Annotated in this window: 16 protein-coding genes; 7 read left to right on the top strand and 9 right to left on the bottom strand. The window is 44.9% G+C overall.

Features of this window, described 5'->3' with window-relative positions; all coding sequences use genetic code 11:
* Positions 1–71: 71 nt before the first annotated feature.
* Positions 72–2,243, bottom strand: coding sequence for a CHASE3 domain-containing protein (locus ACN0QW_RS15720; protein ID WP_417432662.1), 2,172 nt, complete (start codon positions 2,241–2,243; stop codon positions 72–74).
* A 301-nt stretch (positions 2,244–2,544) separates the two neighbouring features.
* On the opposite strand from ACN0QW_RS15720, the gene ACN0QW_RS15715 reads away from it, so the two are divergent.
* Positions 2,545–4,305, top strand: coding sequence for a methyl-accepting chemotaxis protein (locus ACN0QW_RS15715; protein WP_417432660.1), 1,761 nt, complete (start codon positions 2,545–2,547; stop codon positions 4,303–4,305).
* Positions 4,306–4,310: 5 nt separating this feature from the next.
* Here the strand turns inward: ACN0QW_RS15715 and modC are convergent, their stop codons facing one another.
* The 6 genes from modC to pdxH form a co-directional block, all read right to left on the bottom strand.
* The gene (modC, locus tag ACN0QW_RS15710; RefSeq protein ID WP_417432658.1) at positions 4,311–5,441 is read right to left on the bottom strand and encodes a molybdenum ABC transporter ATP-binding protein; all 1,131 of its coding nucleotides are present in this window, start codon (positions 5,439–5,441) and stop codon (positions 4,311–4,313) included.
* Positions 5,438–6,103 carry a molybdate ABC transporter permease subunit gene (gene modB / locus ACN0QW_RS15705; RefSeq protein WP_417432656.1) on the bottom strand — a complete coding sequence of 222 codons (666 nt, stop codon included), beginning with the start codon at positions 6,101–6,103 and terminating at the stop codon, positions 5,438–5,440. The genes modC and modB overlap by 4 nt, the downstream gene beginning before the upstream one ends.
* 43 nt (positions 6,104–6,146) lie before the next feature.
* The gene (modA, locus tag ACN0QW_RS15700; RefSeq protein ID WP_417432654.1) at positions 6,147–6,962 is read right to left on the bottom strand and encodes a molybdate ABC transporter substrate-binding protein; all 816 of its coding nucleotides are present in this window, start codon (positions 6,960–6,962) and stop codon (positions 6,147–6,149) included.
* 71 nt (positions 6,963–7,033) lie between these two features.
* Positions 7,034–7,825 carry an SDR family NAD(P)-dependent oxidoreductase gene (locus tag ACN0QW_RS15695; RefSeq protein ID WP_299372792.1) on the bottom strand — a complete coding sequence of 264 codons (792 nt, stop codon included), beginning with the start codon at positions 7,823–7,825 and terminating at the stop codon, positions 7,034–7,036.
* Between the two features lie 16 nt (positions 7,826–7,841).
* Complete coding sequence (locus ACN0QW_RS15690; RefSeq protein ID WP_417432652.1) at positions 7,842–8,819, bottom strand: cation diffusion facilitator family transporter; 978 nt, start codon at positions 8,817–8,819, stop codon at positions 7,842–7,844.
* A gap of 22 nt (positions 8,820–8,841) precedes the next feature.
* Positions 8,842–9,447: a pyridoxamine 5'-phosphate oxidase gene (pdxH, locus tag ACN0QW_RS15685; RefSeq protein ID WP_417432650.1), complete on the bottom strand. Its 606-nt coding sequence runs from the start codon at positions 9,445–9,447 to the stop codon at positions 8,842–8,844.
* A gap of 308 nt (positions 9,448–9,755) precedes the next feature.
* Here pdxH and ACN0QW_RS15680 point away from each other — a divergent pair, with 308 nt between their 5' ends.
* The 3 genes from ACN0QW_RS15680 (at position 9,756) to ACN0QW_RS15670 (ending at position 11,882) form a co-directional block, all read left to right on the top strand.
* Positions 9,756–10,223: an RT0821/Lpp0805 family surface protein gene (locus tag ACN0QW_RS15680; RefSeq protein ID WP_417432648.1), complete on the top strand. Its 468-nt coding sequence runs from the start codon at positions 9,756–9,758 to the stop codon at positions 10,221–10,223.
* 245 nt (positions 10,224–10,468) lie between these two features.
* Complete coding sequence (locus ACN0QW_RS15675; RefSeq protein WP_417432646.1) at positions 10,469–11,425, top strand: DnaJ C-terminal domain-containing protein; 957 nt, start codon at positions 10,469–10,471, stop codon at positions 11,423–11,425.
* Positions 11,426–11,558: 133 nt separating this feature from the next.
* Positions 11,559–11,882: a hypothetical protein gene (locus tag ACN0QW_RS15670; protein ID WP_299372804.1), complete on the top strand. Its 324-nt coding sequence runs from the start codon at positions 11,559–11,561 to the stop codon at positions 11,880–11,882.
* Between the two features lie 132 nt (positions 11,883–12,014).
* Here ACN0QW_RS15670 and ACN0QW_RS15665 read toward each other — a convergent pair whose 3' ends face one another.
* Positions 12,015–13,112: a tetratricopeptide repeat protein gene (locus ACN0QW_RS15665; protein WP_417432644.1), complete on the bottom strand. Its 1,098-nt coding sequence runs from the start codon at positions 13,110–13,112 to the stop codon at positions 12,015–12,017.
* 85 nt (positions 13,113–13,197) lie between these two features.
* Positions 13,198–14,454 carry a YihY family inner membrane protein gene (locus tag ACN0QW_RS15660; protein WP_417432642.1) on the bottom strand — a complete coding sequence of 419 codons (1,257 nt, stop codon included), beginning with the start codon at positions 14,452–14,454 and terminating at the stop codon, positions 13,198–13,200.
* A gap of 185 nt (positions 14,455–14,639) precedes the next feature.
* Between ACN0QW_RS15660 and fabI the strand changes: the two genes are divergently transcribed.
* From fabI to ACN0QW_RS15645, 3 genes are all read left to right on the top strand, one after another.
* The gene (gene fabI, locus ACN0QW_RS15655; protein WP_299372813.1) at positions 14,640–15,479 is read left to right on the top strand and encodes an enoyl-ACP reductase FabI; all 840 of its coding nucleotides are present in this window, start codon (positions 14,640–14,642) and stop codon (positions 15,477–15,479) included.
* A 90-nt stretch (positions 15,480–15,569) separates the two neighbouring features.
* Positions 15,570–16,652: a chorismate synthase gene (gene aroC / locus ACN0QW_RS15650; protein ID WP_417432640.1), complete on the top strand. Its 1,083-nt coding sequence runs from the start codon at positions 15,570–15,572 to the stop codon at positions 16,650–16,652.
* 134 nt (positions 16,653–16,786) lie between these two features.
* A complete protein-coding gene (locus ACN0QW_RS15645) occupies positions 16,787–19,111 on the top strand; it encodes a fused MFS/spermidine synthase (protein WP_417432638.1) in 2,325 nt (774 codons plus the stop codon).
* Positions 19,112–19,119: the final 8 nt, after the last annotated feature.

Genomic DNA, 19,119 nt, shown 5'->3' with positions numbered 1-19,119 from the left:
AGTTATCAATTCAGAGACGAAATCAGGGATCACAAGATGAACACTCATCCTGTTGACAAACTAGAATGATTTTAGGCCGACCGAATCGCATTCAGGAAAGTTTCAACTTCACCACGCAAGTTATCCGCTTTACTATTAAGTTCGCGTGTCGCTGCAGAAACTTGCTCAGATGCTGCGCCGGTATCATTTGCCGCCAGACTTACCGATTCAATATTGTTTGTGACTTCGCCAGCACCATTCGCAGCAAGCTCAATATTTCTAGAAATTTCAGACGTTGCCGCGCCCTGCTCTTCAACTGCAGCAGCAATGGCAGAGGCAATTTGATTAATCTCGCTAATTGTTGAGGTAATAGACTGTATCGCGGTTACCGCGCTCTTGGTATCCGATTGTACAGCCTCAATTTGTGACGATATCTGTTCTGTCGCCTTGGCTGTTTGATTCGCCAGATTTTTCACCTCGCTGGCAACAACGGCAAAGCCCTTACCTGCGTCACCAGCACGTGCAGCTTCAATCGTGGCGTTTAGCGCAAGCAGATTAGTCTGTTCTGCAATATCTGAAATGAGGCTCACCACATCCCCAATTTGGTCTGCGGTATTTGCCAATCCCTGAATTTGTTGGTCAGTCTTGCCTGCCTCGGCAACCGCCTTACTGGTAATCTCAGAAGACTGGTTAACCTGCTGGCTAATTTCTTTAATCGAGTAAGACAACTCTTCGGTCGCACTGGCAACCGATTGAACATTGACGGATGCGTTTTGGGCAGCGCCAGATACAACAGTTGCACGTTCTTTTGTCCGCTGGGCAATATCAGACATTGATTTTGCAGTGCCTTCCATATCGGAAATCGCGGTTCCCACTGATTCCAGAAGAACCGATACCCCGCTATCAAAATTCTTAGTTAGAGACGAAATTTTATTTGTGCGCTCTTCGCGCATTCCCTGTATCTCTTCCTGTTCTTTGGCCAGCTCTTCCGTTTTGATGATATTGTCTTTGAACACCTGAACAGCCAAAGCCATTTCGCCAACTTCATCGCCGCGTTCAAGTCCAGGAACATCCACATCCTTTTCACCACCCGCCAAGCGTCCCATGACACCGGTCATATGTTTGATAGGCTGTGCAATACCACGTCCCACGAGCATTCCCAGCCCTCCCCCGAGAAGTATCGCAACTACCGTTGCAGAAATGATTACTGTATTGGTGGCTGTTACTGTGCTTTCCGTTTCCGCTTTGAGGCTTTCAAGCTGGGCAAGCTCATTCGTTGCAAAGGCAGTCATCGTTGATCGGAAAGCCGTAAAATACTCTTCGCCCTTTGCCTCACCAACAAGGTCCGCCATGTCATCCATCGTTTTAGCCGACCCAATTTTTCTTCGTAAAGAAATCATGGGTTCAACGACGTTTGCCTGCCATTCTTTCACCGTCGCTTCCAGCTGATTGAGTAGTTCAACCTGATCTTTATTATCTTTAAGTGCGGTTTTAAGATCAGTTGTAATTTTAAACAATTCTTCACTGCCATCGGAATAAGGCTTCAAGAAATCTTCCTGCCCAGCCAAAAGATACCCACGCATTCCGGTTTCCATATCTACAACAGCTTTAAAAACGGCATTGGCCTGTATAATGACACCATTGGTTTCATTTACTTCTTTCAACATCTTCCCAACGGAATCAGCATCCAACTTCGTAAACATCAAAACCGCGTCTATTTTCTTTTGTCGCTCCGCCCGCTGTGTAACAACCTGCTTAATAAGCCCTTCTATTTGGCTTTGTACCTTATCAAAATAAACCTTGCCCTTATTCTCAGCGACCAACCGCGCCATGTCATTCATGGTTTCTGCATCACCTATTTGACGACGAAGGTCTATTGATGGTCCTGTAACAACATCTTGCCATTCCTGCAAAGTCGCTTCGGCTTCATTTAAAAGCGCCAACTGTTCAGGATTATCACCTACATGATTTTTAAGCTTAGCAATCTTGTCATAAGTTTCTTCTTGTCCCTGTTCATAGGGGGCGAGAAAACTGTCTTGCCCCGCAAGAAGGTATCCCCGCATCGATGTCTGCATATCCACCGCCGAGGCAATAACATCCGTCATCTCTTCTAATGTCGTATGAGCTGATTCAACATTCTCAGTCGCAGTTGAAATATTACCAATAGAGGTAAAGCTCACAAGACTAATAACAACAAGTAAAACCAGAGGAATTGCCACACCAATTAAAATCTTCGGCATGGTCTTTAGAGATGACCACTTCATAGAACTGCTACCCGGGACGTAATTATTGTTTTTTCAAAACCATAACTAATTATAATTACCAAGGTATTAATTCTATTTATTAGTTAAATTTGATCTTATATTTTAAGGACGTTACCAATAAAACGGCGAGCAAAACACCCGATAACGTATACATAAAAATACATCGTCACTTAAAAACACTACAAATTTAGTAGTCTGTTAATAAAATCAGTTTAGTTGCTGCATACAATAGTATGCGTAAAGAAAATATTCCTAAATGATAGTAGCTTAAAACATGTAGCACAAGATGGAGTGTTATGTAGTGAAAAATATAAACAGACTGAAGTTAAGTGTAAGTACAAAAATCTTGGGCGTCATCACGCTTTGCCTTATATCCCTAATCAGCGTTTCTGGATTTTCGATCTATCAAATGCAACAGATCGGTACAGAGTTAGAGGGGATAGCTGAACGGGATATTCCGCTAACCAACATACTAACAAAAATAACGACCCACCAGTTAGAGCAAACTGTAAGCTATGAGCGCGCGGCAAAATATGGTGAACATCATAAAAATGATCCTCACCTGGGGAAGTTTTACGATAAAGCTAAAAAACACTTCCAAGAATTAACCACACTCGTCGATGCAGAAATTATCAAAGGCGAAGAAATTGCTGCAATGGCCATAGCCAATGCGCATGGTGAAGTTCAACGTAAAGAGTTTCAACATGTTCTTGATATATTGAAAAAGATAGAGCAGGAACATCATGACTACGACAAACATGCAAATGAAATATTCGACCTGTTAGAAGCAGGTGAGAGCAAAAAAGCCATCGTTCTCGAAGAGAATTTCGAGAAAGAAGCGGAACTGTTAGTCCATGAACTTGAAGAGCTACTTTTCGAAGTCGAAGATTTCACTGCACGAGCTGCTTTAACCGCTGAACAGCATGAAATATTTGCCCTGCGTGTCCTGATCATACTAACAATTGTCACCCTACTACTCTCTTCCTTAATTTCCTACGTTCTTATTCGGAAAAGTATAACCTCCCCCTTGGGAAGGGTTGTCGTCGCCATCGAAAACTTGCTAACTGGCGATACCAAAACACCTGTAGAGATTGTCAATAACGATGAAATTGGTAAAGTCGCTGAAGCCCTCAACATCTTTCGGGGAAAACTTGCTGAGAACGAAAAACTTCAAATAGAAGCGGCAGCACAAAAAGAAAGGGCAGAAAAAGCAGAAGAACAAGCACGACTTGATATGGCGCAAAATCTTAAAGACACCGTCGGGCATGTCATTCAATCCGTCGCAGCCGCAGCCACAGAAATGAATTCATCTGCCGAATCTCTGAGTACAATCGCTAAATCCACAGACACACAAGCATTAGCCGTCGCTTCTGCTTCTGATCAGGCTTCACAGAATGTGCAAACTGTTGCCTCAGCAACGGAAGAGCTTTCCTATTCTGTTCAGGAAATTACGCGCCAGATAAATGAATCATCCACGATTACAGAACAAGCTGTTTCTGAAGGGGAGAGTGCTAATTCTACGGTCCAAGGTATGGCTGAGATGGCCGATCGTATTGGTTCTGTCGTCAGCCTCATCAACGACATTGCAGAACAGACTAACCTGCTTGCATTGAATGCGACTATCGAAGCCGCACGCGCAGGTGAAGCAGGGAAAGGTTTTGCAGTTGTTGCCAGTGAAGTTAAAAATCTTGCGAATCAAACCGCCAAAGCAACTCAGGAGATTTCTGAACAAATCGCAGAAATGCAGAACGTTGCTGGTAATACAGCCGAAGCCATTGGCCATATCAGCACAACCATCAACAAAGTGAACGATATCACCAAACAAATCGCCAGTGTTGTACAAGAACAAGAAGCAGCAACTCAGGAAATTTCACTTAACATTCAACAAGCATCACAAGGCACGCAAGAAGTTTCGAACAGTATATCAGAGGTCAAAAACGGAGCGTCACAAACAGAAACAAATGCACAGGAAGTTTTATCCGCAACCAGTGAGCTTTCATTACAATCAAACGTTCTCAGTACGGAAATAGATAAGTTCCTCATGAACCTAAGATCTGCGTAAATGACTCAAGAACTTAAGATGCCACCGACCATGGACACCGATTTTACCTGAGCATAAATATCTTGCTCCACCTTAAAATCAAACTTCCGTAGTGACCGTTGTGTGATACGAGCTAAAAATTTTGCGCCATGCTGATCTCCATGTCCGACAGACAAAAGCAAATTACATCGGGCACCATCCAACAAATGTATGTCCAGAATACGGGCTGGCAATACATTGAGGATGGTCGTTTCAGATGGTTTGTCTCTGGCGAGGCTTACGTCATTTGCGGCAATCGAAATTCGATGTTTACTTCCAACATCACCCAAAACACCCGGAATCAAAATCTTCCCGCCATCAACAACCGTCTCGGTAATCCTGTCAGTTTCCGAGAAAGACATAACCTCGACATCAATTACCGAAGATGTCTTTGATCCCTTTGCGATAAAGAGGGCCGGGTCAGACAGAACTTCGCTTAACGGCCCATTTGAAATAACCTTTCCCTGATCCATAAGAACCATGTAATCCGCCAACCTCTCAACCTCTTCGGTATCGTGACTGACAAATATTACGGGAATATCAAGGGTCTTAAACAGACGATCCAGATAAGGAATAATTTCGTTTTTACTAAATTTATCCAGTGCTGCCAAAGGTTCATCCATCAACAACAGCTCTGGGCCTGATAACAAAGCCCGACCGATAGCAACACGTTGACGTTCTCCCCCAGACAGGTGATGGGTCGAACGGTCCAACAGCTCTTCTAATCCTAAGAGGCCGATAAGATCATCTATGGGAACGATATCAGATCGCCCCCTTGCCCTTTTCTTTCCAAAAACCAAGTTTTCATACACAGACAAATGCGGAAACAAGCTGGCGTCCTGAAAGACAAAACCGACAGGCCTTTTATACGTTGGCAAAAAATGATCTTCATCATGCCAGACTTGTCCTCTGATAGATAAAAACCCACCATCTGTTTCTGACAGGCCAGCTAAACATCGCAAGACAGTTGTTTTTCCACACCCTGATCGGCCAAACAGGGCAGTAACCCCACGCGCAGGTAATTCGAATGCAACCGAAAGATCAAACTGATCCAAGGGGCCGGAAAATTGCGCAACAATGCCATTATTTTTTAAATCAGAATCTTTAGTATCAATCATCGCAAACGGCGCCCCAGTTTTTTCTCTAGAACCATCATGCTCAGAATAACAAGGAACGAGAAGACAAGAAGCCCCGCCGAGAGAATATGCGCCTGTCCCCATTCCAGCGCCTCAACATGATCATAGATAGCAACCGAAAGCACCTTGGTCTCACCGGGGATGTTTCCCCCGATCATCAAGATAACCCCGAATTCCCCAACTGTATGTGCAAACCCCAAGACGGCACCCGTTAATAAACCTGGCCTGGCCATTGGTAGCGCGACAGAAAAGAAACTATCCAGTCGAGATGCCCGTAAGGTCGCCGCAACTTCCAACGGGCGATCCCCAATTGCTTCAAAAGCATTCCGGATCGGCTGGATTACAAATGGCATGGAATAGATAACCGACCCAACAACCAGCCCTGCAAAGGTAAAAGGTAAAGCTCTGCCAAAAATTTCTGTTGTAATCTGCCCAATGGGGCTATCCGGACCTAAAGCAATCAACAAATAAAAACCCATAACAGTCGGCGGCAGGACAATTGGCAAAGCAACAACCGTTGCTACACCTTCTTTCCACCAGGCTTTGGACCGGGCCAACCACCACGCGACCGGTGTCCCCAACACCAGCAAGATAACTGTTGTGATAAAAGCCAGCTTTACAGTGATCCAAATAGGATCCCACATATATAAAACTCCCCCGGAAAGGCTTCGTTGGTGTTGTTAAGTTTTACTTTGGCTCAAGAGTGTACCCGAATTTTGTAATGATAACAGCTGCATCTCTACTTTTCAGATAATCCATAAAAGCCAGGGCGGCTCCATTAAACTGTCCCCTTTTCAGAAGAACAGCATCTTGGCCCAAAGGCTCGTAATCTTCTGGAGGAACAAGCCAATGTTGGCCAGATGCACTCCCCAAAACCTGAGCATAGGCAACCACAGCTAGCTCCGCATTGCCTGTGTATGCGAACTGATAGGTCTGGGCGATATTCTCGCCATAAACTGTCTTGCCTTGGATCTGATCATAAACGCCAAGCTTTTTAAGGTACTGTTCTGCGGCAAGACCGTAAGGTGCGGTTTTGGGGTTGGCAATGGCAAGACGGGTTATCTTGTCCCCGGTCACCAGTTTTGCAACATCTTCGTTGCTCAGTTTTTTACTATTGAAAAGTTCATTATGTCGCGACCAAAGAGCAATCTGCCCATAGGCATAGGTAAACCGGGAAGATAAAACACCATGACCTTCGTCTTCCAATTTACGGGGGCGTGCGCGATCGGCAGCAAGAAAGATTTCAAAAGGAGCGCCATGAAGAATTTGCGCATATAGCTTGCCAGTTGAGCCAAAAGAAAGAACGGCTTCGTGGCCTGTACTTTCTCTGAAGTCCTGCGCAAGTTCCTTTGCAGTCGCCGTAAAGTTGGCCGCAACAGCAACATTAACACGTTCGGCCCAGACCGGCGAAATCCCAAGTATTATTCCCCAGATAAGAACAGGAACAGAAAAATAATAGGCGAGGTGTTTTTTCATCGTGCCCAAATCGCTTAACCAGATCACGTAAATAGTCTTTATCTCTTATCCCCACCAAAGGCCGCTAACCCCAGTTGATTGAATAGTGTTACCAGTGCTTAAAACAGATGTTGACCGCCTGTTACGAAAATTTCGGTTCCTGTAACGTATCCAAAATTTGGTGTACAGAGTTGATAAACAGCGGATGCAACTTCGCTTGGCTCGCCCATTCGATTCATCGGAATTCTCGGGATCAGAGCTTCGTATTCCTCGCCAATCATTGCCGTTTCAATTTCGCCTGGCGCGACCGCATTAACACGCACTCCAAACTGGGCAAACTCAACCGCGAGTTCCCGGGTAAGCGCAGAAAGCGCAGATTTAGATGTTGAATAAGCAGATCCAGCAAAGGGATGAACCCCGTGCCCGGCAATCGATGTAATATTAACAACCGCCCCTTCTCCTCTACCCAACGCGGATGCAAACCCGCGGCACAGCATCAAGGGAGTAAAAAAGTTCAGCTCAAAGACTTCCCGCCAAGTATCGACATCTCCATTGAGACAACCAAGTCTTTCTTTATAAGAAGTTTTAGGGGACACAGCGGCATTGTTCACCAAGGCATGAATAGGTTCTCCATCCAGAATTTCGTTCGCACGGTCGATAAAACTCTGGGTACTCGCTGTATCGTTGAGGTCTGTGACAATATGATCGGCCCAGTTCGGGTCCCGCTTACAGTGCTCAGGAACATCTTCGCGAGAACAAGTGATCACTTTCCAGTTTCTCTGACTAAAATACTGAACCGTCGCATGGCCAATACCCCGACTTGCACCAGTCAAGATCAAGGTTTTACGGGTATCTGAATTATTGGCATCAGCACCGTGAGTATCAGCATTGTTATTGGACCGATTATTCATAACGTCCGATTTTCCTTCACCCTGCATTTGCAGTCTCTTCGCCAGGGGTGGCGCGTTTCTTTTTCTTCAGTATCTTCTTGTGTACTTCTATCCCGTAAGGTTCCTGCAGAACGATAATCTCTGCATGCGGATATATCTGACAGATTTCCTGATCAACCTCTTCTGCAATATCATAGGATTGCGCCAAACTGATGGCACCATCCAGTTCCATATGAAACTGAATAAAAAGGTCTGGCCCTGATATTCTGGTCCTGATGTCGTGCACACCCAGCACCTCTTCGTGAGCCAAAATCAGACTTTTAATCCTAGCACGCTCACCGTCATCCAATTCCCGATCCATCAGCATATCCAGCGCCTTTTTCAAAACACCCCATGCATAGGTAAGAATATACAGCGAAATTGCCAGAGCAAATATCGGATCAATCCAAGGAAGATCGAAATGAAAGCCTAGAACCAATGCCAGAATAACAACACCATTCACAACCATGTCGCCAACATAATGCAAAGCATCAGCCTGAATAGCCACTGACCCTGTTTCCTTGACAACATAATGTTGATATCTGGTCAGGGCAAAAGTGGTTAGAATAGAGAAAATCATAACCCCAATCCCGACGCTGCTGTTCTCAACAACATGTTGGCTTGAAAATCTTTCTCCAGCTTGCAAGATAAGGAAAATAGCCGATCCAGCAATAAAGGCGGCCTGAGCCAAGGCGGCCAAGCCCTCGGCTTTACCATGCCCAAAACGGTGTTCATTATCCGCCGGCGTCAGTGCGTGCCTGATGGCGAGAAGGTTTAAAAGAGAAGCCCCTGCATCCAGAAGTGAATCAACCAATGTGGTTAAAACGGAAACCGATCCTGTATAGGCCCAAGCCGATAGTTTTGCCGCAATCAAGATTAAAGCAGCGGTAATAGCCGCATAGCCAGCCCGCTGCATCAACTGTGCAGTTCGTTGCCTGTGTTCTTGCGGGCTTAACTTCTTGGCGTTATCGACCATGGAATCGGTTCACTATGCCTACCTATGGGAAAAGTCGTTCAGTGTTCCACTGTCCAGTTTGCTTTATATCCTCTGTCGAATAGACCAATCGGTCGTGCAATCTAAAAGGGCCATCCTGCCAAAATTCAATACGTGTAGGACAAACGCGGAACCCCGACCAGTGTGGTGGACGCGGTACTTTACTAAGGCCATACTTTGCCGCGTACTTAGCAACTCTTTTCTCAAGCTCAAAGCGCCCTTCAAGTGGGCGGGACTGATCACTGGCCCAGGCACCGATCTGGCTTTGTTTCGGCCTGCTTGCAAAATATTCGTCAGCTTCTTCGGGTGTTACCTGCTCAACAAGCCCCTCGATACGAACGGATCGACGTACCGATTTCCAATGAAACATCAAGGCAGCCTTGGGATGTGCAAGCAACTGTTCACCCTTTCGGCTTTCATAGTTTGTATAAAACACAAAACCTTGGCGGTCCCAATCTTTGAGCAAAACCATCCGCGACGAAGGCATTCCAGTTGCATCGACCGTCGACAAGCTCATCGCTGTCGGGTCATTGAGTTCTTTTTCCTCGGCCTCTTTCAACCAAACGTCAAAAACATCATAGGGATCAGAAGGAGTATTATCGCGGATCATAATAAAAACAGCCTTTTAGAGGGTAGCCATACGCAAAAATAATATTAAAATGCTTTATCAGAACAAGGTGAAGGTCACAACAGCATAGCGTGCGACATCTTTGTTAAAACCTTGCTCGAATAAATAATCAGGGCAAAACACAATCACGAACACAGATATGTCACAGAAAAGACCTTGGGGCCATAATAGTGCCTCAATTATCTTTTAACTGATATGTTGAAACTTAAGCAACTGTGTGTGAAAGAACAAGATACTGTTAGTGTTCTTATACATTCAATGCAGATAATAACTACACAGAGAGCAAGACGATGAAAGTCAAAGCAAGTATAGCAGTCTTATTGATAGCCTTGTCGACGACAGCCTGTTCAAACGATACCGGAATTAAACAAACCGTAGGTGGTTTAGGTGGCGCTCTGGCTGGTGGCTTACTCGGCGCTCAATTTGGTAAAGGTTCTGGCCAAATCGTCGCTGCCGCAGCTGGCGCTGTCGTTGGTGGGTTTTTAGGAAGCGAAGTCGGCCGTTATATGGACGACGAAGATAAGCGTAAAGCAGATACAGCTTACAATCGTGCCCAAACGGCACCTGTTGGGCAGACTATCGCATGGAATAACCCTGATTCAGGAAACTCCGGAACCGTGACACCTGTCCGTGACGGCACTTCTTCCGAAGGTAAATACTGCCGCGAATATCAGCAGACGGTGGTTATTGGTGGAAAAACCGAGGAAGCCTATGGCACAGCTTGTCGCCAAGAAGATGGGTCCTGGGAAATCCAGTAGACACGCGCTTAAAAGCAAAACAGACTTCAGAAGCCCTGCTCTGTGCAGGGCTTTTGTGTATTCAGCTCAATGAAGGATCCAGACACCAGACGATTAGCTGTAACCATTCAATCACCAAACTTAAGAGAGATTTCTTTCTCCCCCTTTTAAACTTATGTTTAATTTATTACATTAGCGTAGCACAAACGTGTATAACACGGCTTATGTATTACCTTTATAACGTTTGAATGGTTTCATCCTCGACAATGAAAGACCTCTATCAAATCCTCGGCACCAGCAGGACCGCTTCGGATGCGGAAATTAAATCTGCATACCGTAAGCTCGCAAAAAAATACCATCCCGATCTTAATCCGGATGACAAGGCTATTGAGCAAAAGTTTAAAGAGGTATCTCAGGCATATGGCATTCTTGGCAATGCCGAAAAAAAGCAACAATATGACCGGGGCGAGATTGATGCCTCCGGCCAACAGGCAAACCCGTTCCATTCTGGCTATACTCACCAAGGTCACCCAAGAAGCGGTGCCGCAGGCCAAGGTGGTGGCGGCTTTGATTTTGGTCAGGAAATGGATATCGGGGATATCTTTTCCGATTTATTCGGTGGTCGGCGACAAGGTCCACGCGGTGCGGGTACGGGTGCCAGAGGTGGTGTACCCAAACGCAAAGGAAGTGATGTAAAATACGAATGCAGTGTCAACTTTGTCGAAGCCGCAGCTGGCGCAAAGAAACGCATTAACCTTGCCGATGGAAAAACACTGAATGTCACCATTCCACCGGGAACTGATAACAAACAGGTTCTGCGCCTGAAAAATCAGGGGTTGCCCGGCAAGGGTGGTGCACCAAACGGTGATGCACTGGTTGAAATTAAAATCGAAGCCCACCCAATGTTCACGCGAAAGGGCTATGATGTACATCTTGATGTCCCCATTACCCTTATGGAAGCGGTCGAAGGAACAACCCTCACCGTGCCGACCGTAACAGGCAAAGTGAAAGTAAAGGTTCCCGCAGACTCAAACACGGGCACCACTTTACGCCTAAAGGGTAAAGGTATTGATGACATCAAAGGACACAACCGGGGGGATCAATTGATCCGACTGATGGTGACCTTGCCGAAAGAAACGGATAAGGAGCTTCGAGACTTATTGCGCAACTGGGCAAAGTCAAAAGATTATGACCCACGCAAAGATACAGGCATTTTTGATTAACCGCACTTTTGACTAACCGAAGCAATAGAGACACAGCTTGCATTCAAAGCGTGTAGCGCCTAAATAGTGCCGCTGAGATTACTTGCCCAGCAACGCAAGGCTAATACAGCTTTGGATAAAGGACCCCAAAAGCATGAAAACCTTTGATGAAATCGTCATTGATCAAGACGTCAGTGGTTCAGAACTATCCAACTGGATCGAAAGCAACTGGGTCATGCCAACCCAAGAAGACGGGACACTCCTTTTCACCGATGATGATGAATTACGTGTAAAGCTTTTACGCGAACTTATTCACGAAATTGGTGCCAATTACGAGTCAATGCCCGTCATCCTTCGCAGTATGGATCAGGTTTATAACCTGAGGAAACTACTCGGCGCTCTGGCCTCTGCTATTCAGGAATTGCCCGCAGATGCCCGTCAGGATCTTGAAGATATTATTCGAAATCAGGGGCTATAACCCCGCATTTGTCTTTCTTAAATTTGTCTCAACCAAAGGCGTTTCTATCGAAACGCCTTTGGTTTTCCCCGATATCTCTTCCGCCGCCTCGATCATATTATTCAAAAGCATAGTACCGTAATAAAAAGCACATCATTTCCCAATATCTTCAATCCATACTTTCTTAAAAAGAGGAATGAGGCTATTTCGAAGCATACCAGAGTTATGAATCCATTCAGACTTATCTTTGTCATGCTGCCATTCAAACTCATAGGTATAGGCTTTGTCTGCAGAAACGATAACTTTCAACATCGTAAATCCGTTTTTACTAATGCTCTTATCAACTTTGCCGATATCTCTCTCGTCACAAAATAGAGCTGTTGTTCCTGAAATTGTTTTTAAATCTGATTTTCCAAAAGAGTTTGTACTTGGTTGGTAATTCATCGGCGGTGTAATTGGAAGAACAACATTCATTCTTTGAAAGTATTTACACTCAGAAGAAAACTGATCAATTCGATAGTTTAATATCTCCCTAAGAGCTATTCCTGGAACTTGGGAAATCTCTCTACTTGTAGAAGTAATCCTCAAATTCCACTGGTCTTTTTTTTGTCCCTTTGGCACATGCCTTACGATTGAAACATCCTCAATTTTACCGTTTTCTACTGCAAAAAAATTCTCAGGCACAGGATAGTGAGGGACCTCAGCTTTGATAGGGCTCAATTCCAGAGCCCCTAACTCTGCAAGCTTGTGTTCTATCGCAACTCCACGCACCCCGAGCTGGAATGCCAATTCGTAATCAGATTTGGCTGCCATCCACTTTTTTTGCTGCTCAAACATAACAGCACGATTATAATAAATTTGATTATATTTGGGTTTTATTTCTAAGGCTTGATCATAATCTCTCAAAGCACTTGCGTAGTCTCCGACACTTGATTTTGCATTTGCTAAGTTAATCAAATCCTCGACATTAAAATTCATCTCAAGAGCTCTCTCAAAATCAGCAACAGCTTCCTCTGGCTTATTCATTCGGCGATAAGTAATACCTCGGTTTCGATAAGTTAAGGCTAATGTACTTTTTGATAATTCACCTTTCTCTATACATTCATCGAATAAATTGATGGCTTGGGTATACTGTCCTTTTTCAGTTGATGCCCACCCCATAAAGCAAAGCGTTTTATCTTCAGCTTTCAAAGGATTTGTTGAAAAGAGAGAAATAAAGACCAAAGTCGATAATGTAAAAAAATGACGCATAATAATCAGACTTCTATAAACAGAAAACATCAGTAAGACATACAAAAAATGCAGCTGTAAAAAACCACAACAATACAACTTACAACTAAACCGCTTTTTGTAGAATCTCTTTAAGACTTTTATCCCTAATGTCTTTGGGGTTTTCTTCCAGAACATCAAGAACGTCCCGAACCCCGTCGGGCCAATTGCGCTTGGGGTCATAGTTCAGATCCATTTCCCGAAGAAGATCGCCCAGAGTCATGGTTTCAAGGTCACGGCAAAGTACCCAGCGTCCCCGACCTGTACGCTCCGCAATATGCATATCTTTCAAATCAGATAAAACTTCTGCTGTTGCCTGTAGGTCCGCAGGAAGACCCCGCATCATGACGGTCTCTTTCAAAGTTGCCCCAACCCTTCCGGCACCTTCCAGTTTTTGAAGTAAAGCAATTGCCAAAGACAATCGGTCACCGATCCCCTCGCGTTTAATATCTTTACGCAATGCAGCACGTCTTTCCGGTAAAGCGGCTGTAATTTCAGCCCCAAGCAGAACAACAACCCAAGAGAGATACATCCAGATCAGGAATATTGGAATCGTGGCCAGAGCGCCGTAGATGACCTGGTATGACGGAAAATATTGTAAATAAAGTCCAAAGCCACGTTTCAGTAGCTCGAACAACATTGTCGAAACAACCCCGCCAACCAAGGCATGAGAGAACAGAACAGGACGATTGGGAACCACAAGATACAAAACAGTAAAAGCGATGCAGCCCAGAACAACTGGTGCAAGTAACGTAACCAACGAACTCGTACGCCCCGATTGATCAGCTAGTTCGGCAATCGCAAAACCGTAACTCGACACTGTTAAGGACGCCCCCAGCATCAGTGGCCCAAGAGTTAAAAGCGCCCAATAAACAAGAATCAGATTAAATATAGGACGGCGTTCTTGAACACGCCAAATACTATTAAAGGAATTAGAGATTGTATAAAGCAGCATAATTGCCGTCACAGCCAACGCCAAAACGCCGATTGTCGTCATATTCTTTGCATTATCGACAAAGGCATTCAACTGCTCACTGATTTCAATTTCGGCGGAAGGTAAAAGATTATTAAAGAGAGTCGCTTGTAATTCGCCTCTGGAATCTTCAAATCCGGGAAAGGCCGAAAGCAGAGCTAATGCAATCGTCATCATGGGCACGATTGCCAAAAGGGATGAATAGCTTAACGATGCAGCCACCCGTGTTCCGTTGTCTTTCCCAAAGCGTTTAAAGACGTAACCAAGAAAAAGAATAGCATTATTCAGATTCTCTTTTTGAAATACCGCGCTCAGTGTCATTAACAAACGCCGATTTTTCGAATCTACCATCTAAAGTTGCCCTCAAATTCAACCATTTTGACATTTCTTGTTAACTATCGCTGGCAGAAAGCGAAATTCCCAGCTAAAAGTCAGAAAAAGTATTCTACATGTCGCCAAATCTTTGACCAATCTCGGCAATGTTGTAGGATGCTTCACTTTTTATTTTCTAGGACAATCTCACAGTGAGGAACCCGATGTCCAACCCACAACCGTTGATGGCTGGTAAACGCGGCCTAGTAATGGGCGTTGCCAATGACCGCTCTATCGCCTGGGGGATCGCCAAGGCGGTTGCTGATCAAGGCGCAGAACTGGCTTTCACCTATCAGGGCGATGCCTTGAAAAAGCGTGTTGCGCCGCTCGCAGAATCAGTTAATTCCGATATTCTTTTACAGTGTGACGTTACCGATGACGCCAGCGTCAAAGCTGTTTTTAAAGAAATTGAAGAAAAATGGGGCAAGATGGATTTTCTGATCCACGCGATTGCCTATGCTGATAAAGAAGAACTCAAAGGTAAGTATCTTAATACAAGCCGCGAAAATTTCCTACAGAGCATGGATATTTCCTGCTATTCCTTTACCTCAATTGCTCAGCATGCTGCGCCATTGATGACCGAAGGCGGCAGCATGGTCACATTGACCTATTATGGTGCTGAACAGGTTATGCCGCATTACAATGTTATGGGCGTTGCCAAAGCTGCGCTTGAAGCATCTGTGCGTTATCTGGCTGATGACCTTGGCCCGGATAACATCCGTGTTAACGCCATTTCTGCAGGCCCAATCAAAACGCTTGCTGCTTCTGGTATTGGTGATTTCCGTCATATTCTGAAATGGAATGAGCTAAATTCACCAATGCAACGAAATGTAAGCATTGAACAAGTTGGCGGCGCAGGTCTTTACCTTCTGTCTGATATGTCCGGTGGTGTAACGGGTGAAATTCACCATGTTGATTCCGGCTATCACGTCGTCGGTATGATGAATGTGGACAAAGCCCAAGAGCTTTCTGAATTGCTGAGTAATTTCAACCCGCAATCTTAAATCTCTGCTGAAAAGCAATATATGAAAAGGGAGCGCGGCTGAGCTGCCGCTCCCTTTTTAATTCAAACGATCTAACGCTGCGAGTACATCATGGCTGGTAATACATTTGGTGAAATTTTCCGTTTTACAACCTGGGGCGAAAGTCACGGCCCATCGATTGGTTGCGTTGTCGATGGAACACCACCGCTCATAGAGATCACCGAAGAAGAAATTCAAGTGTATCTGGATGCGCGTAAACCAGGCCAAAATCGCTTCACAACGCAGCGGAAAGAACCAGATAGCGTTAAAATCGTTTCCGGCGTTTTCGAAGGCAAAACGACAGGAACTCCGATCGGCCTAATTATCGAGAACACGGATCAGCGCTCTAAAGATTACGGTGATATCGTCAAGAAATTCCGCCCGGGACATGCCGACTTTACCTATTGGGAAAAATACGGCATCCGCGACTATCGTGGTGGTGGACGCTCTTCTGCCCGCGAAACAGCCATGCGCGTTGCCGCAGGTGCAATTGCCCGCAAAGTTCTGGATACCCAGATAGAGGGCGGCGTACAAATTCGTGGGGCACTGGTTCAGATGGGCCCCCATAAAATTGATCGTACGCGATGGGACTGGAACGAAGTGTCCAATAACCCTTTCTGGTGCCCGGACCCAGTTGCAGCCAAAGAATGGGAAACCTACCTGGATTCAGCCCGAAAGGCTGGCTCTTCACTGGGCGCTGTTATTGAAATTGTGGCTTCAAATGTGCCCGTCGGGTTGGGTGATCCAGTCTATGACAAGCTGGATTCAGATCTGGCAAAGGCGATGATGTCAATCAATGCGGTCAAAGGTGTTGAAATTGGCGATGGATTTGAAACCGCAGCCTACAGCGGCGAAGAAAATGCGGATGAAATTCGCATGGTTGATGGTAAGCCCCACTTCATCACCAATCATGCTGGCGGTATACTCGGCGGTATTTCCACAGGTCAGGACGTGGTGGTGCGCTTTGCCATCAAACCAACCAGCTCAATCCTCACACCGCGGAAAACAGTAACAACAGATGGTGAAGAAACCGATATCTTTACCAAAGGTCGTCATGATCCTTGTGTTGGCATTCGCGGTGTTCCGGTTGGCGAAGCAATGATGGCTCTTACCCTTGCGGATCATTGGCTGCGCCACAAAGCACAGAACAGATAATTTCGCATAAGAGATAATCGGCGTCAGCTTATTCAACAAACAGCTTTAATACATTTTATAACAATGGATTAAAGCTGTTTTAACTTGTGATCAATATTATCCGATACCTGAATAACAAGGGTATTTGGATTACGATGAATAGCACGCGTAATAACAACGAAATAACAACGAGCTCAACGAACAGTGTCTCTACCCGTTACCTGTTCATACTCACCCTGTGTTGTAGTGCTTTTCTTTTATTTTTAATCCAGCCAATGTTTACCAAGCTGGTGCTGCCATTACTGGGTGGCGCGCCTGCGGTATGGAATACCGCCATGATTTTTTTTCAATCAATGTTATTGGCGGGTTATCTCTACGCGCATTTCCTCTCATCAACCTTCAGGCTCAAAAATCAGCTTATCATTCATTTACTTTTAATGGCTGTGGCTCTGCTTTTTTTACCAATTGCAATTCCTGCTGAACACAATACACCTTCTGAAGGCTGGCCATCTTTATGGTTACTAAGTCTTTTTTCATTGGCTATTGGCCTCCCCTTTTTTATTGTTTCTGCGAACGCCCCTCTTTTACAGGATTGGTTTCGTTCTTCTGGCGATACAGAGGCGCATGACCCCTACTTTCTTTACGCAGCCAGTAATGTGGGCAGCATTACGGCTTTGGTCGCCTATCCTCTTTTTATCGAAATACAATTTGGATTAAAAACACAAACCTGGCTTTGGTCCTATGGGTTCATAGCGTTGCTGCTTTTAATTTTCACCTGTGGCATAGCCTTGCGTCCAAACAGAAAATCACTTGAGATATCTGAACAGCAAAAAGAGACGAATGATGATCACACGACACCAAGTCTTAAATCCTACATCAAATGGATAATCCTGGCTTTTGTTCCTTCAGCTCTTTTACTGAGCGTAACAAATAAAATTACAACGGACTTGCTCTCAACCCCGTTGCTTTGGGTCTTTCCGCTAATTCTATACCTCCTTACCTTTGTCATTGTTTTTTCCAGACGTCCGATAATTCCCCATCGCTTCACAGAAAAACTGGCCCCCTATTGTTTGATATTAATTATTTTTTTTAATGTGTCCGTTACCCACGCAAACACTGTCCTTTACTTTGCTCTCGGGAATTTATTTTGCTTCTTCATCCTCGCCCTTTACTTCCACGGACTTCTGGCCGCGACACGTCCCCACGCAAAATATTTAACCAACTTTTATATTGCGATGTCTTTTGGGGGCGTTTTAGGAGGAATCTTTATTGGGCTTATCGCCCCCATTGCGTTCACTGATATCTACGAATACGTTATATTGCTGGTCGTGGCCGCTTTTTTGATGCCAACTAAAACAACTACGCTTGTCGCTATAATAAAGAGCCGCATAGGGGCAAAAGCACAAAGCTATCGTGCTGATATAATCTTTTCTTTGTGTTTGATTGGGCTACTGCTTATCGGCAGGGAAGTGGGCACAGAGAGTGTCGGTTCCAAGTTGGTCTCTGTCGTGGTACTAACCCTGTTCCTGTTGATAATGCTAGAGGGTGTTGGACGACCTCTTCGTCTGGCCCTTACCGTGACAATTGGGTTATTCATCATCCCGTTCTTATTGGGTTCTCATCGTGATATTCTTTTCCAAGAACGCAGTTTTTTTGGGGTTTATGCTGTAAAAGAAACAATCACTAATGAAGAAAACAAAAATTCTTCCGCACAAGTTGCACATATCGCCAAACACGGCACAACGATACATGGTATTCAGGTCAAGGGATCACTGGAACCACAGAGCTATTATCATCAGGAATCCGGTCTGGGGAAACTATTTGAAGCCTATAATACCAATGATGAAAAAGTCCAATCGATCGGTGCAATCGGTCTGGGGGCAGGCACCGCTATCTGTTATCGACAAGCCGGACAAAACTGGACTTTCTTTGAAATTGATCCGCTGGTTGAAACTATGGCCAGAAACCCCAAATTTTTTAGCTACATGCAAGAATGTGCGCAAGAAACAGAGGTCATCATTGGTGACGCCCGCCTCTCTTTAAAAAACATTCCTGATGCAAGCTATGACTTACTTATTGCTGATGCTTTCTCGTCAGATGCCATTCCCTTGCATTTGATGACAAAAGAGGCATTTGATCTTTACAAAAAGAAAGTCAAAGATAACGGCATCATTATTTTGCACATATCCAATCGGTATTTCGATTTGGAACACGTCGTCGCCGCGACCGCAAAAGCATCTGGGTTGACCTCACGTATGTATAATTATACGCGGCAAGAGAGGGATGTTACGGAACACCCTTTACGTTATTCTGCAACTTGGGTTGCCCTCGCTCAGAATGTCGAAACACTTAATGATCTTATTCCAATAACAAACCAAACTGGCAACAAGGCACTTAGGGGATGGAGTGAGCTTTCAGTTAAAGAAACAGACGAACCCTGGACCGACGATTATTCCAATGTTCTTTCTGCCCTTAAATAAGATCCGCG

Origin of the sequence: Kiloniella sp. (assembly GCF_048259265.1) — a bacterium.
GTDB lineage: Bacteria > Pseudomonadota > Alphaproteobacteria > Kiloniellales > Kiloniellaceae > Kiloniella.
This window is presented reverse-complemented; position numbering and strand designations above follow the sequence as displayed.